The following is a 14084-nucleotide window of genomic DNA, read 5'->3' as shown; positions in this document are numbered from 1 at the left end:
GCGGCCGGCCGCCGCCCGCCACGGCAGTGGAGGTGCGTGGATGGAGTACGTACGGATCGGATGCGCCTGCCTGGTCGGGCTGGTCTTCGCGATGACCGCGGTGTCGAAGCTGCGGGACTTGGAAGGGTTCCGCCGTTCACTGCCCGCGCTCGTCCCTGCCCGGCGCGAACTCGTCCGGCCGCTGGCGATGGCGGTCGTCGTGCTGGAGGCGCTGGTCCCGATTTCGATCGCGGTACCGGCGATCACGTCGTACGGCCTCGCGCTCGCCTGCGCCCTGCTCGTCGCCTTCACCGTTGCGATCGTCCGCGCGCTGGGGCGGGGACGGCTCACCCCCTGCCGCTGCTTCGGTACCTCCGCCGTCCCCCTCGGCTCGCAGCACCTGGTCCGCAACGGTCTCCTGATCGTCGCGGCCGCGCTCGGCGGACTGCTGCCCGGCGGCGCGCCCGCGCTCGCCGGGACGGTCCTCGCAGGTGCCGCGGGGCTCATCGGGGCGATCCTGATCGCCTCTCTCGACGATATCGTCGATCTCTTCGCGAGGAACGCCTGATGCCCTACCTGACCGCCGCCGTCGTGCTCATCGGCCTGCTCTGCGTGTTCAACCTGATCCTCACCCTCGGCCTCGTCCGCCGGATACGGCAGACCGGCGGGGGAGGCGTCCAGCACGCCGGGCCTCCCCTCGCGCTGAGGCCCGGCTCGCCCATCGGCGCGTTCGCCGCCGTGACCGTCGACGGCGAACCGGTCTCCCACGACACGGTCACCGGCCTGGTGGGCTTCTTCTCCGCCGGATGCGAGCCCTGCCACAAGCTGCTTCCCCGCTTCACCGAGCACGCCCGCGCCCTCGGGCGGGAGAACGTCCTGGCGGTGGTCGGCGGGGACGACGCCGAGGCCGTCGAAGCGCTCACACCCGTGGCCCGCGTGATCGTGGAGGACTTCGACGGCCCGGTGGCGGACGCGTTCCAGAACACGTGGACCCCGGCGCTCTACCTGCTCGGCTCCGATCATCACGTCGTCGCCGCCGGCGGACGCCTGGAGGACCTTCCCCTCACCTCCACCGCATGAGCGACCCCGGCACGAGCCGGCGGCCCGGGATAAGCGAGCTGGCCTCGGCCGCCGCGGAGGCCCTGTCGCTGACCTGGCGCTCGGCACCGGGAGGAATCGTCGGCTACGTCTTCCTGACGCTCGCCGAAGCGGCCGCCCCGATCGCGACGGCGTGGCTGACCAAGACGGTCATCGACCGGCTGAGCACCCCTGACGGCGCGGTCGCGGGCCTCGCGGCCGGGCTCGCCGCCGCCGGGCTGGCCGCCGCCGCGCTCCCCGGGATCGGCCGCTACCTGCGCGCCCAGACCGGGCGACTCGCGCGCGCCGACGCGATCGACCGGCTGTTCGCGGCCGCCGAGCGGCAGGTCGGCCTCCGGCGCTTCGAGGATCCGGTGTTCCTCGACCGGCTGCGGCTCGCGCAGGAGGGCGCCGGAACCACCGGCGACCTCGTCAGCGGAGTCTGCGGGACCCTGAACGGCGTCCTGTCCCTCGCCGGGTTCGTGGCCTCCCTGTTGATCCTCAGTCCCGCCATGACCGCGCTGGTGCTGCTGGCCGCCGTCCCGGCGCTCGTCGCCGAACTGCTGCTGTCGCGGAGGCGAGCCACCATGCAGTGGGACATCGAGCGGATCCACCGCCGCGAGTTCTTCTACTCCCGGCTGCTCAGCGGCGTCCAGGCCGCTACGGAGATCCGGCTGTTCGGCATCGGCGCGTTCCTGCGTGCCCGGATGATGGCCGAACGGCGCACGGCCGACGTCGCCGAAGGCCTGATGGACCGCCGGGAGCTGGTCACCCAGGGCGGTCTGACCACGCTGAGCGCGGCGGTCGCGGGCGCCGGCCTGTGGTGGGCGATCACGGCCGCCCGCCGGGGCTCCCTCAGCGTCGGCGACGTCGCCATGTTCGTCGCGGCCGTCGGCGGGGTGCAGGCAGCGCTCGACACGCTCGTATCGTCGCTGGCCTCCGTCCACCAGCGGCTCCTCACCTTCTCCCACTACGTCGCGGTGATCAGGGCCGAGCCGGACCTGCCCAGCACCGACAAGGGCATGGCCCCCGTGCTGCGCCGCGGCATCGAACTGCGGGAGGTCTGGTTCCGCTACAGCGACGGCCATCCTTGGGTGCTGCGCGGAGTCGACCTGACGATCCCGCACGGCCGCTCGGTCGCCCTCGTGGGGTTGAACGGCGCCGGTAAGAGCACCCTCATCAGGTTGCTGTGCAGGATGTACGACCCGACACGGGGACGGATCCTGTGGGACGGCGTGGATCTGCGGGACATCCCGCCCGCCGATCTCCGGGAGCGGATCAGCGCCGTGTTCCAGGACCACATGAACTACGACATGTCCGCCGCGGAGAACATCGGGCTCGGCGACCTGCCCGCCCTGGACGACCCGGCCCGGATCAAGCAGGCCGCCGTCCGGGCGGGGGTGCACCGGACGCTCTCGGGCCTGCCGCGCGGCTACGACACGCTGCTCACGCGCATCTTCTTCTCCGAGGCCGACAAGGGCGATCCGGAGACGGGAGTGGTGCTGTCCAGCGGGCAGTGGCAACGCCTCGCACTGGCCAGAGCCCTGGTCCGTGACGGCAGGGACCTGATGATCCTGGACGAGCCCAGCTCCGGCCTGGACCCGGAGGCCGAGCACGAAGTCCACGCCGGCATCCGGGAGCACCGGGCGGGCCGCACGAGCCTGCTGATCTCCCACCGGCTGAGCGCCGTACGGGACGCCGACCTCATCGCCGTGCTCCACGACGGGCGGATCGCCGAGCTGGGACCGCACGAGGCCCTGCTCGCCGCGGACGGCCACTACGCTCGCCTGTTCCGGCTCCAGGCCGCGGGATACCAGGAGGCGCAATGAAGATCGGTACGTTCCTCCTCCCGGTGTCCGGCCTGCTGGCGTCGGCGATGTCGCTGTGGTGGATCCGCCGGCGATACCTGGTCGCCACCGTCGACGGGCCCAGCATGGAACCCACCCTGCGCTCTGGCGACAGGCTGCTCGTCCGCAGGACGAGGCGGGTCCGCGCCGGACAGATCGTGGTCGTCAAGATCCCGAACCCCCCGGCCGTGGACGGCCTGCCGCCGGGCCTCGACCCCGGCGACGCGGACAAGGTGCCGGAGGGATCCGACGCCGGGCGGCGCCTGCTCGTCAAGCGGGCGGTCGCGGTGGCCGGTGATCCCGTGCCGAGACGGGCCTTCCCGGCGCTCCGCGACGCGCCCGAGACCGTCGTGCCCCCGCGCGCCCTGGTCGTGCTGGGTGACAACCCGGACACCAGCTGGGACTCCCGCGACTTCGGCTTCGTGCGGGACGGGCAGTTCATCGGCGTCATGGTCCGCGCCCTGCCCTCCGCCTGACCTCGCGCGACGTCCCGCGAGGCCGCCCGCGCGAGCCGTTCCGGCGAAACGCGACCCGCGGTGCCGGGACCTCGATGCCGGACGGCCCGCGCCAGGGTGGCCCGCCCGGGGATCAGGCGGACTCGCGGATCACCAGTTCCGTGGGGAGGATCACCGGTTCGACGCTCTCGGCGCCGTCCACCAGGTCCAGCAGGAGGCGGACGGTCTCCTGGGCCACGCGTTCGAGAGGCTGGCGCATCGTGGTGAGCGGGGGATGGGTGGAGACGGCCACGGCCGAGTCGTCGAACCCCCCGACCGCGACGTCGTCGGGGACCCGGCGCCCGGCGGCGCGCAGCGCGGCCAGCGCGCCGGCCGCCATCAGGTCGGACCCGACGAACACCGCGTCGAGGCCGGGCGCCTGTTCGAGCAGCTCCGCCATCGCCCGTTCGCCGCCGCGCCGGGTGTAGTCGCCGTGGGCGATCAGCTTCTTGGCCGCCCGCCGGCCGAGCACGTCGGCGAAGCCCTCCAGCCGCCGCAGCCCGCCGGGCGTGTCGAGCGGCCCGGTGATCGTGGCGATGCGCTTGCGCCCCTGGCCGACGAGATATCGGGTCATCTGCCGCGCCCCCTCGCGGTCGTCGGCGGCCGCGTACGGGATGACGGTCTCCCGGCCGAGGACGGCCCCGCAGGCCACGGCGGGCAGCCCGGCGCGTTCGAGCGCGTCGAGCAGAGGGTCGCCCGCGTGCGTCGACACCAGCAGGACGCCGTCGGCGTGCCCGCCGCGCAGATAGCGCACCACGCGCTCGCGGTCGCCCGCGTCCCCGGCGATCATCAGGACGAGGGAGACGTCCCGCTGCGCGAGCCTCTGGGTGGCGGTGCGCAGCAGGACGCTGAAGTTCGGGTCCTCGAACAGCTTCTCCTGCGGCTCCGACAGCACCAGGGCCACCGAACCGGTGCGCTGGGTGACCAGGCTGCGGGCATTGCGGTTGACCACGTAGCCCGTCTCGGCGATGGCCCGCTCGATCGCGGCGCGCGCCGCCGTGCTCACGTAGCGGTCGCCGTTGAGCACGCGCGAGACCGTGCCGCGCGAGATGCCCGCGGCGGCGGCCACGTCGTGGATGGTGGGACGTCTTCTGGACACGGTCATCAGTTTTTCACGGAGCCGCTGGACAGGTCCGCCCGCCAGTACCGCTGCATGGTCAGGAACAGCGCGACCAGCGGGATGATCGACAGCAGCGTGCCCGTGATGATCAGGTTGTACAGCGAGGGCTGGTTGGCCCCGGCGGCGAGCATCGTGTAGAGGCCGACCGTCATGGGGAACCTGTGGTCGTCGCCGAGCATGATGAACGGCAGCAGGAAGTTGTTCCAGATGGCGACGAACTGGAACAGGAAGATCGTCACCAGGGCGGGCAGCATCAGCGGCAGCCCGACGTCGCGCGCGAGCCGTCCCTCGCTCGCCCCGTCGATGCGCCCGGCCTCCAGCAGCGCGTCCGGGATCGCCGCGGCGGCGTAGATCCGCGCCAGGTAGATGCCGTACGGGCTGAGGATCTGCGGCAGCAGCACCGACCAGTAGGTGTCGGCCAGCCCGGCCTTGGACAGCAGCAGGTACTGCGGGATGGCGAGCACCACCGCGGGGACCAGGATGCCGCCGAGTAGCAGGTTGAACACCAGGTCGCGGCCGGGGAAGCGGAACTTCGCCAGCGCGTACCCCGACATGGCCGACACGGCCGTCGAGAGCAGCGCGCCCACCCCGGCGTACAGCACGGTGTTGAGCATCCACAGCCAGAACACTCCGTCGCGGTAGGCGGCGAGGTCGGCCAGGTTGGACAGCAGGCCGCTGCCCGGCGCGAGCGTCGAGGTGGAGAACAGCTCGGCCGTGGACTTGGTGGCGGCGATCACCACCCAGCCGACCGGGAACAGGCAGTACAGCGCGCCGAGCACCAGCACGGCCGTCGGCGCGACGCCGCGCGCCCCGCGGCGGCGCCCGGCGGCGGCCGCCTTCCCGGCAGGCACGGCCACGGTCGTCGGTGTCATCAGCCCTCCCTGAAGGCGCGGTCGCGCACGATCCGCAGGAACCCGAACGACAGCACGACCGAGATCGCGGCGATGACCACGGCGGTGGCCGCGGCCGAATACAGGTCGCCGGTGATGAAGGCGTCCCGGTAGACCTTCATCAGCGGGCTCCAGGTCGTGCTGATGGTGTTGGTCAGGGGACGCAGCGTCATGGGTTCGGTGAACACCTGGATCGTGGCGATGACCGAGAACACGGTGGTCAGGACGATGGCGGGCGTCAGGATCGGCACCTTGACCCGGAAGGCGATCTGCGTCTCGCTCGCGCCGTCGATGCGGGCGGCCTCGTACAACTCGCGCGGGACGGCACGCAGGGTCGTGTACAGCACCAGCATGTTGAACCCCACGCCGCCCCAGACGGCCACGTTGGCCATCGAGAAGGTCACCGTGCCGGCGCCGAGCAGGTTCACCTCGGCGCCGAACGCCGACAGCGCGTCGTTGATCGGGCTGACGCTCGGCAGGTAGAGGAAGCCCCACAGCAGTGAGGCCGCGACTCCGGGCACCGCGTACGGCAGGAAGATGGCGACGCGGGAGAAGCGCGCGAAGCGCACGTGCAGCGAGTCGAGCAGCAGGGCGAGCAGCAGCGCGAGCCCGAGCATCACCGCCAGCACCAGCGTTCCGTACATCAGCACGCGGAGCCACCCGGCCCACAACTCGCCGTCGCCGAGGGCGGCGGCGTAGTTCTGCGTCCCGACGAAGATCTCCTTCTTGGCGCCCTTGCCGAGCCCGAGGCCGGAGACCTTGGTGCGGCGCAGGCTGAGGTAGACCGTGTAGGCGATGGGCAGGGCCATGAACAGCACGAACAGCACCATCGCCGGGGCGAGGAAGAGATAGGGGGCGGCGCCCGCACGGTGGGTGCGGGCGCCTGCCGCGCGCCGGGGGCTCATTGGGCGATCTGGAACCCGGACTTGCGCATGTCGGCGACCGTCGCGTCCTGCATGCTGCGCACGGCCGCGGAGAAGTCCGACCGGTCCTCGACGGCCTTGTCGAAGGCGTCCTTGAAGGCGTTGTAGGTGACGTTGACGTCCGGCCCGAAGGTGAAGCCGCGGGCGGTGGCGCCGATCTCGGCGGCCGTCTTCCAGAAGTCGGGCTGGTCGCCGAAGTAGTCGGGGGCCTGCGTCAGGGACTGCTGCCCCTTGGCGGACGCCGGGTAGACAGAGCCCTCCTTCACCAGCAGGGCGAGGGCCTCGGGGTCGGTGTTCAGCCAGGTGGCGAACCGCACGGCCGCCTGCTTGTTGGGCGACCTCTCGGCCACGGCGGTGGAGGACCCGCCCCAGAACCCGGTGTGCTGCTCATCCGCGCTCCACTGCGGCAGCGGCGCGATCGCCCACTTGCCCTTGCCGTCGGGGGCGTTGCTGGACAGCACGCCCGGCCCCCACACGGCCGACGGCCAGGTGAGCAGCGTGCCGTCGTTGAGCGCCTTGTTCCACTCGGGGGTGAAGTAGGGCTTGCCGCCGATCACGCCCTCCTTGACCAGGCCGCCCCAGTAGCCGGCGACCTTGAGGGTGGCCTCGTCGGCGATGTCGACCTTCCAGGACTCGCCGTTGATGGACCACCACTGGGCGCCGGCCTGCTGGGCGAGTCCCGCGAACGAGCCGGGGTCCTTGCTGGAGAAGGTGCCGAGCAGCACCTTGGGGTGCTCCTTGTGCACGGCGCGGGCGGTGGCGGCGTAGTCGTCCCAGGTCTTGGGCACCTTCAGGCCGTACTTCTCGAACAGGTCCTTGCGGTAGTAGAGCATCATGGGCCCGCTGTCCTGCGGGATGGCGTACACCGCGTCGGTGCCGAGGGTGACCAGGCCCCAGATGCCGTCGCCGAACTCGGCCTTGGCGGGTCCGGCGTCGGCCTTGATGTCGGCGACGGCCTCGGCGGCCACGAACGAGGGCAGCATCTGGTACTCGGCCTGCACCAGGTCCGGCGGGTTGCCGGCCTTGGCGGCGGTGAGGAACTTGGCCGCCGCGTCGTCACCGCCGGCCTGTTTGCTCACCGTGACCTGGATGTCGGGGTGAGCGGCGTTCCAGGTCTGGACGATCTTGTCCATGTTGGGGACCCAGGTCCAGTAGGTCAGCTTGACCGGCCGGGCCGGGGCGCCGGACGACGCGGCGGGGGACCCGGCGTCGCCGGTCGTCCCTCCGGAGCATCCCGCGGCGAGCGCGGCGGCGAGCGCGACCGCCGCCACCGCCGATAGCCGTCGTGTACCCATGCGTAGCTCCATGTCCGAGTTCGGGTGCCCACATATCTCTGTGAACGTTCACAGACTGAGAAACCGATACGGGTACGTCAAGGGCTGTTACGGGGTCGTTAAACAGCACGTGGGCCGGGCCGATGCTTCCGGGTGCGGGGATCCTCGGTTACTGTGCACGTTCACAGAGTTGGACGTCGAGGGGGACCGATGCGGGGCATCGCGTACGGGGGGGACTACAACCCCGAGCAGTGGCCGGAGGAGACCCGCCGCGAGGATCTGCGGCTCATGCGCGAGGCCGGGGTGAACCTGGTCAACGTCGGGATCTTCGGCTGGGTGCTGATGGAGCCCGCGCCGGGCGCCTACGAGTTCGGCTGGCTGGACGAGATCGTGGACCGGCTGCACGCCACCGGCGTCCAGGTCGGCCTCGGCACGCCCACCGCCGCCCCTCCCGCCTGGTTCTCGCGCATGCACCCCTCGTCGCTGCCGGTCACCCGCGAGGGCCACCGAATCGGCGTCGGCGGCAGGGAGTCGGCCTGCCCGAGCTCGCCGGAGTACCGCGCCGCGACCGCGGGGCTGGCCACCGCGCTGGCCGAGCACTACGCCGGCCACCCGGCCGTGGCGCTGTGGCACGTCCACAACGAGTACGGCGCCCCGCTGGGCGAGTGCTACTGCGAGACCAGCGTCGAGGCGTTCCGCCGCTGGCTGCGCCGCGCCTACCTGGACCTGTCGTCGCTCAACGACGCCTGGGGCACCACCTTCTGGGGCCAGCGCTACACCGCCTGGGAGGAGATCGACGCCCCGCGGGCCAACCACACCGTGGTGAACCCGGCCCAGCGGCTCGACTTCATGCGCTTCACCTCCGACGAGCACCTGGACTGCTACCGCCTGCAACGCGACATCCTGCGGCGGATCACCCCGTCGGTCCCGGTGACCACCAACTTCATGACCACCAACTGCAAGTCGATGGACTACTGGGCCTGGGCCCGCGAGGTGGACGTCGTCTCCAACGACCACTACCTGGCGGCGGAACGGCCCGACAACCACATCAACCTGGCCATGTCCGCCGACCTCACCCGGTCGCTGGCCGGCGGGCCGTGGATGCTGATGGAGCACTCCACGGGCGCGGTGAGCTGGCAGCCGCGCAACATCGCCAAGACGCCGGGGGAGATGCGCCGCAACAGCCTCGCCCACGTGGCCCGCGGCTCGGACTCGGTGCTGTACTTCCAATGGCGGGCCTCGCGGTTCGGCGCCGAGAAGTTCCACTCGGCGATGGTCCCCCAGGCCGGCACCGACTCGCGCCTCTGGCGCGACGTCAAGGAGCTCGGCGCCGACCTCGCCAAGCTCTCCGGCGTGCGCGGCGGCTCGGTGCGCGCCGACGTCGCCATCGTGTGGGACTGGCACTCGTGGTGGGCGCTGGAGCTGGAGTGGCGTCCGTCGATCGACCTGGCCTACCGCGAGCGGGTGGACGCCTACTACGAGGCGCTGTGGCGCTCGCACGTGACCGTCGACTTCGTCCACCCGACCGCCGACATGTCGGGATATCGGCTGGTGGTGGCGCCGAGTCTCTACCTGCTGACCGAGGCGGGGGCCAAGAACCTGCGCCGGTACGTCGAGGCGGGCGGCCACCTGTTCGTGTCCTACTTCTCCGGCATCGTCGACGAGCACGACACCGTCCACGCCGGGCCGTACCCGGGGGCGCTGCGCGACGTGCTCGGCCTGACGGTCGAGGAGTTCCACCCGCTGCGCGAGGGCGAGACCGTCGCCCTGTCCCCGTCCGCGCGGTCCGAAGAGGCCCTCTCCGAAGAGGCCCTCTCCAAAGGGGCCGCGCCCGAGGAGGCTCACGCCGGGCGGGTCTGGTCGGAGCGGGTGCGCCCCGCCGGGGCCCGCGCGCTGCGGGCCTTCGCCGAGGGGCCCGACGCGGGGCATCCCGCCTTCACCCGCCACGACCTCGGGGCCGGGACCGCGTGGTACCTGGCCACCGGCGTCGCCGACCCGCGCCCCCTGCTGGCGGAGGCGCTGGACGCCGCGGGAGTCGAGAGGCCGCGCGACCTGCCCGAGACCCTGGAGGCCGTCCGGCGCGCCGGGCACCTGTTCCTCATCAACCACGGAGACCGGCCGGTGACCGTCCCGGGCGTGACGGGCAGTGGCGTCCTGGACGGGGTCGAGTACACCGGCGCCGCCACGGTCCCGGCCGGCGGGGTCACCGTCGTCCGGGAGCCGCCTCCCGGTCGCGGATGACCGCGGCGTGACGGCCGGGCCGTGACCGGCGAGCTCGGGAGCCCGCGCCCGCCGGCTCCGGCTCGGCCGGCCGTCCGCGGGACGGGTCTAACTCTCGGCCGCGCCCAGCGGGCCGTCCGGCAGGGGAGAGGCCGCGGGAGCGGCGACGCCGGCCGTGGCCGTGGCGCCGGCCGTGGTCCTGGTGTCGGCGGCGGGCAGGGTGAAGAAGAAACGGGTGCCCTCGGCGCGTTCGGTGTCCAGGCGGATCCTCCCGCCGTGGTACTCGACGATCTTCTTGCAGAGGGCGAGCCCGATGCCCGTCCCGTCGTACTCGGCGCGGTTGTGCAGCCGCTGGAAGATGACGAAGATCTTGTCGGCGAAGCGCGCCTCGACACCGATGCCGTTGTCGGCGACCGCGACCTCCCACATGTCGCCGTCGCGCTCGACGGAGATCTGGATCTCGGGCGCCAGGTCAGGCGAGCGGAACTTCATGGCGTTGCCGATGAGGTTCTGCCACAGCATGGTGAGCAGGGCGGGGTCGCCGACCACCTGAGGCAGTTCCGGCGGCCGGCGCACCACGGCGCCGGTGTCCTCCGACAACGTCTCCAGGTTGGCGAGCGCGCGGTCGAGCGGCTCCGCGAGCGCCACGGGCACCCGCTGGCTCTGCTGGCGCCCCACCCGGGAGAAGGTCAGCAGCTCGGCGATCAGCGCCTGCATGCGCTTGGCGCCGTCCACCGCGAAGGCGATGTACTCGTTGGCGCGCTCGTCGAGCTGATCGGCGTAACGGCGCTGCAGGAGCTGGCAGAACGCCGTCACCTTGCGCACCGGCTCCTGCAGGTCGTGCGAGGCGACGTAGGCGAACTGCTCCAGCTCGGAGTTGGAGCGGCGTAGTTCGTCGGCCTGCTCCCTCAGCAGGTCGGCCTGCTCCTGCAGGCGCCGCTGGGCGTCCTGCGACACGGTGAGCTCGGCGGAGATGCGCCGCCGCATGGCGTCGACGTCGGCGCCGAGCATCGTCAGGTCGCTCGGCCCCCTGATGTCGATCGCGTGGCCGAAGTCGCCGTTCGCCACCCGCCGTGAAGCCGCCCCGAGCCGGTCCAGGGGCCCGAGCACGGCATACCGCAGCAGCAGGGCCACGGTGAGCAGGGTGACGGCGAACATCACCAGGATGACGGTGAGCACCGTGTTGCGCCAGAACCGCGCCTGGGTGATGTCGGCGGCGGCCCGCGCCTGCTCCCGCGTGAGGCTCGTGACCTGCTCGTCCATGGCGGTCTTGATGCGGTCGAACAGCGCCTTGCCGCCGGTGACCTGCTCGGGGGAGGCCGTCCCCGGTCCCTGCGCGCGCACCGCGGCCATGATGGGCTGGGCGTACGCGGTGCGCCAGGCCTCGGCGCGCTGCTCGACGACGTCGAGGTCGGCGAGCAGCGGGCCGCCCGCCAGCGAATGCCGAAGCGCCCTCACCGCCGCCCGCTCCGCGGCGAGGCCCTCCTCGTAGCCGGTGACGAAATCCTGCTGCCCGCTGACGATGTAGCCGTGGACGCCGGTCTCCTGGTCCAGCAGGGCCCCGCGCAGGCGCTCCGCCGACAGCAGGCCGGGACTGACGCGCTGGGTCATCTGGTCGAAGGTGAAGGTGCTGCGGCTGAGGGCCCAGGTGCCGGCCACCGCGGAGATCGCCAGCAGCAGCGCCGTGGTCGCCAGGGTGGCGGTGAACCAGGAACGCGTGCTCAGCCGGGGCCATGTGGCGGCACGGCCGTAGCCGGAGATGCTCACCCGTCCTCCTCTTTCCCGTCGCCAGCTCGCCATGACCTTACCGAAATCGCCTGGTTCAACCCTCGTGATGACTCGCCGGAGGACAGGACGCGGCGCTTTCGAGAAGCGGGGCGCGCGAGATGACCCCGGGCCGGTCAGCGGGCGGACTCGAGCAGCTCGAGGGCGAGGTCGAGGGCCTCCGCCTTGCGCTCGTCGTCGGAGATCTTCTCGTCCTTCAGCACGAACCAGGAGGCGTGCAACGTGAAGATCGCCACCGAGGTGCGCAGCCGCTGGGCGGTCGTGGCGTCCTCCTCCCAAAGGACGTCGCCGAGGCTGGCCATGAGGTTGCGCATCCTGTCGAACTTCGGATGGCCGCGCAGCGCCGTCTGGTTGCGCTCCATGAAGCGCATGAACGCGTAGTGCCGGCCGCTGTACACCTCGTCGGCGTAGCGCCGGACGAACTCCCGCCGGGTCTCGATCGCCCGGGGCTCGCCCTTCGCCCACTCGATGAGGCGTTCCACGGCCGCGTGACGGTCCTCGGCGAGGCTGGCCACAATGTCTTCTTTTGTCTTGAAGTGGTAGTAAAGTGCCGCCTTGGTCACCCCGAGCGCTTCGGCGATCTCCCGCAGCGAGGTCGCCTCGTAGCCCTGCTCGGTGAAGAGCCGCAGGGCGATCTCCTGGATGCGAGCTCGCGTGTCGGTCTGTGGCCTCATATGTCTTTGACGCTCCTTGGTCCCCTATTTAACTTGACGGCCGGCAAGTAAGCACTCTACCTTGGGGCAGTCTACGCACTAGCCGGTCGGCAAGTAAGTAAGCGTTCACCAAGGGGGCCAAAAGAATGACGGAGACCGAGGCCGGGGTGGTTCCCGGCCGCCGGCGGGAGGTAATGGTCGTCCTGCCGGGGCTGATGCTCGCGATGATCCTGGCGATGCTGGACAACATGATCGTCGGGACGGCGATGCCGCGCATCGTCGGAGAGCTGGGCGGCTTGGCCCATCTCTCGTGGGTGGTCACGGCGTACGTTCTCGGAACCACCGTGTCGACCCCTATTTGGGGCAAGATCGGCGACCTCTACGGCCGGAAGAACGTGTTCCTGTCGTCGATCGCGATCTTCATGGTCGGTTCGGTGCTGTGCGGCATGGCCGGCTCCGACCTGTTCGGGGGCACCGGCGACGGCATGATGGAGCTCATCGGCTTCCGCGCCCTGCAGGGCCTCGGCGCCGGCGGTCTCATGGTCAACGCCATGGCCATCATCGGCGACCTCGTGCCGCCCCGCGAGCGCGGCCGCTACCAGGGCATCATGGCGGCGATGATGTCGCTGGCGATGGTCGCCGGCCCGCTGGTCGGCGGGTTCATCACCGACCACCTCAACTGGCGCTGGGCCTTCTACGTGAACCTGCCCATCGGCGCGGTGGCGTTCGTCCTGCTGGTCTTCCGGCTGCACCTGCCGAAGTACCGCACCGAGCACCGCATCGACTGGCTGGGCGCCGGCCTGCTCGGCGTGGGCATCACCGCGCTCGTCCTCATCACGACCTGGGGCGGCAACGAGTACGACTGGGGCTCCTGGCAGATCCTCGGCCTGGTGGCGATCGCCGTGGTGACGCTCGCCCTGTTCGTCCCGGTGGAGCGCCGGGTCGCCGAGCCGATCATGCCGCTGCACGTGTTCCGCGACCGCAACTTCACGCTGATCTCACTGATCGGCTTCCTGCTGGGCTTCGCGATGTTCGGCGTGATCAACTTCCTGCCGCTGTTCCAGCAGACCGTCCAGGGCGCCTCGGCGACCAACTCCGGCCTGCTGCTCCTGCCGATGATGGCGGCCATGATGGTGGTCTCGCTCTTCGTCGGACAGGCGATCACCAAGACCGGCAAGTACAAGGTCTTCCCGATCGTGGGCGGGGTCGTGATGGCCATCGGCATGTGGCTGCTGTCGCTCATGGACGTCAACACCGCCCGCTGGGAGACCGGCCTGTTCATCGCCGTGCTCGGCCTCGGCATGGGCGGCCTCATGCAGACCACGATGCTGATCGCGCAGAACAGCGTCGAGCAGAAGGACCTGGGCGTGGCCAGCAGCGCCTCGACCTTCTTCCGCTCGATCGGCGGCTCGTTCGGAGTGTCGCTCTTCGGCGCCATCTTCAACAACCAGCTCACCGCCGGCCTGACCGAGAAGCTCGGCCCGCAGGCGTCGAAGATGGCCGAGGGCGGCGGCGGCCGTCTCGACCCGGCGTCGCTGGCCCGGCTCCCCGCCCAGGTGCGCGACGGCTTCCTTTCGTCGCTGGCCTCCTCCATCTCCAGCATCTTCTTCTGGGCCATCTTCTTCGCCGTCCTGATCCCGATCCTCGCGGCCCTGGTCAAGGAGATCCCGCTGCGCAGCGGCCCGCCCACCCCCGGCGCCGCCACCAAGGACGGCGAGCAGGCACAGCCGGTCACGCCCGTGGCGGCCTTCGACTGATCCGCCCTGTCCGCCCCATCACCGCCGACGGCCGTGACCCCCGTGGTCACGGCCGTCGCCGTGTC

At 71.3% G+C, this 14084-nt stretch carries 12 protein-coding genes; 6 read left to right on the top strand and 6 right to left on the bottom strand.

All coding sequences use genetic code 11. The annotated features are described in order from the left end of the window. Positions 1–40 precede the first annotated feature (40 nt). Genes ACFO60_RS28970 through ACFO60_RS28955 form a run of 4 tightly spaced genes read left to right on the top strand, consistent with a single transcriptional unit; the run spans position 41 to position 3379 of the window. Positions 41–547, top strand: a complete 507-nt coding sequence (locus ACFO60_RS28970; protein ID WP_380846192.1) for a MauE/DoxX family redox-associated membrane protein — start codon at positions 41–43, stop codon at positions 545–547. Next, positions 547–1059 (top strand): TlpA family protein disulfide reductase, encoded by a 513-nt coding sequence (locus ACFO60_RS28965; RefSeq protein WP_380846189.1) that lies wholly within the window; start codon positions 547–549, stop codon positions 1057–1059. Before ACFO60_RS28970 ends, ACFO60_RS28965 begins: the two co-directional genes overlap by 1 nt. Next, positions 1056–2885, top strand: coding sequence for an ABC transporter ATP-binding protein (locus ACFO60_RS28960; RefSeq protein ID WP_380846186.1), 1830 nt, complete (start codon positions 1056–1058; stop codon positions 2883–2885). The genes ACFO60_RS28965 and ACFO60_RS28960 overlap by 4 nt, the downstream gene beginning before the upstream one ends. Next, the gene (locus ACFO60_RS28955) at positions 2882–3379 is read left to right on the top strand and encodes a S26 family signal peptidase (RefSeq protein ID WP_380846183.1); all 498 of its coding nucleotides are present in this window, start codon (positions 2882–2884) and stop codon (positions 3377–3379) included. The genes ACFO60_RS28960 and ACFO60_RS28955 overlap by 4 nt, the downstream gene beginning before the upstream one ends. Before the next feature lie 112 nt (positions 3380–3491). On the opposite strand, the gene ACFO60_RS28950 is transcribed toward ACFO60_RS28955, so the two are convergent. From ACFO60_RS28950 to ACFO60_RS28935, 4 genes are read right to left on the bottom strand one after another with little or no spacing between them, the layout of a single operon-like run. After that, complete coding sequence (locus tag ACFO60_RS28950) at positions 3492–4496, bottom strand: LacI family DNA-binding transcriptional regulator (RefSeq protein ID WP_380846180.1); 1005 nt, start codon at positions 4494–4496, stop codon at positions 3492–3494. A 5-nt stretch (positions 4497–4501) separates the two neighbouring features. Then, positions 4502–5389 carry a carbohydrate ABC transporter permease gene (locus tag ACFO60_RS28945; protein ID WP_380846177.1) on the bottom strand — a complete coding sequence of 296 codons (888 nt, stop codon included), beginning with the start codon at positions 5387–5389 and terminating at the stop codon, positions 4502–4504. Beyond that, a complete protein-coding gene (locus ACFO60_RS28940; protein WP_380846174.1) occupies positions 5389–6312 on the bottom strand; it encodes a carbohydrate ABC transporter permease in 924 nt (307 codons plus the stop codon). The genes ACFO60_RS28945 and ACFO60_RS28940 overlap by 1 nt, the downstream gene beginning before the upstream one ends. Next, the gene (locus ACFO60_RS28935; RefSeq protein ID WP_380846171.1) at positions 6309–7625 is read right to left on the bottom strand and encodes an ABC transporter substrate-binding protein; all 1317 of its coding nucleotides are present in this window, start codon (positions 7623–7625) and stop codon (positions 6309–6311) included. Before ACFO60_RS28935 ends, ACFO60_RS28940 begins: the two co-directional genes overlap by 4 nt. Before the next feature lie 189 nt (positions 7626–7814). Between ACFO60_RS28935 and ACFO60_RS28930 the strand changes: the two genes are divergently transcribed. Next, the gene (locus tag ACFO60_RS28930; protein WP_380846168.1) at positions 7815–9845 is read left to right on the top strand and encodes a beta-galactosidase; all 2031 of its coding nucleotides are present in this window, start codon (positions 7815–7817) and stop codon (positions 9843–9845) included. 87 nt (positions 9846–9932) lie between these two features. Here ACFO60_RS28930 and ACFO60_RS28925 read toward each other — a convergent pair whose 3' ends face one another. Further along, complete coding sequence (locus ACFO60_RS28925; RefSeq protein WP_380846165.1) at positions 9933–11591, bottom strand: sensor histidine kinase; 1659 nt, start codon at positions 11589–11591, stop codon at positions 9933–9935. Between the two features lie 134 nt (positions 11592–11725). Beyond that, positions 11726–12283: a TetR/AcrR family transcriptional regulator gene (locus tag ACFO60_RS28920; protein ID WP_380846162.1), complete on the bottom strand. Its 558-nt coding sequence runs from the start codon at positions 12281–12283 to the stop codon at positions 11726–11728. 125 nt (positions 12284–12408) lie between these two features. Between ACFO60_RS28920 and ACFO60_RS28915 the strand changes: the two genes are divergently transcribed. Then, positions 12409–14019 carry an MDR family MFS transporter gene (locus tag ACFO60_RS28915; protein ID WP_380846159.1) on the top strand — a complete coding sequence of 537 codons (1611 nt, stop codon included), beginning with the start codon at positions 12409–12411 and terminating at the stop codon, positions 14017–14019. The last annotated feature ends 65 nt before the right edge of the window (positions 14020–14084 follow it).

The sequence above is a fragment of the Sphaerisporangium dianthi genome (assembly GCF_042654065.1).
Taxonomy (GTDB): domain Bacteria; phylum Actinomycetota; class Actinomycetes; order Streptosporangiales; family Streptosporangiaceae; genus Sphaerisporangium; species Sphaerisporangium dianthi.
Note: the sequence above shows the minus strand (reverse complement) of the source record. Positions and strands in the feature narration are given on the sequence as shown.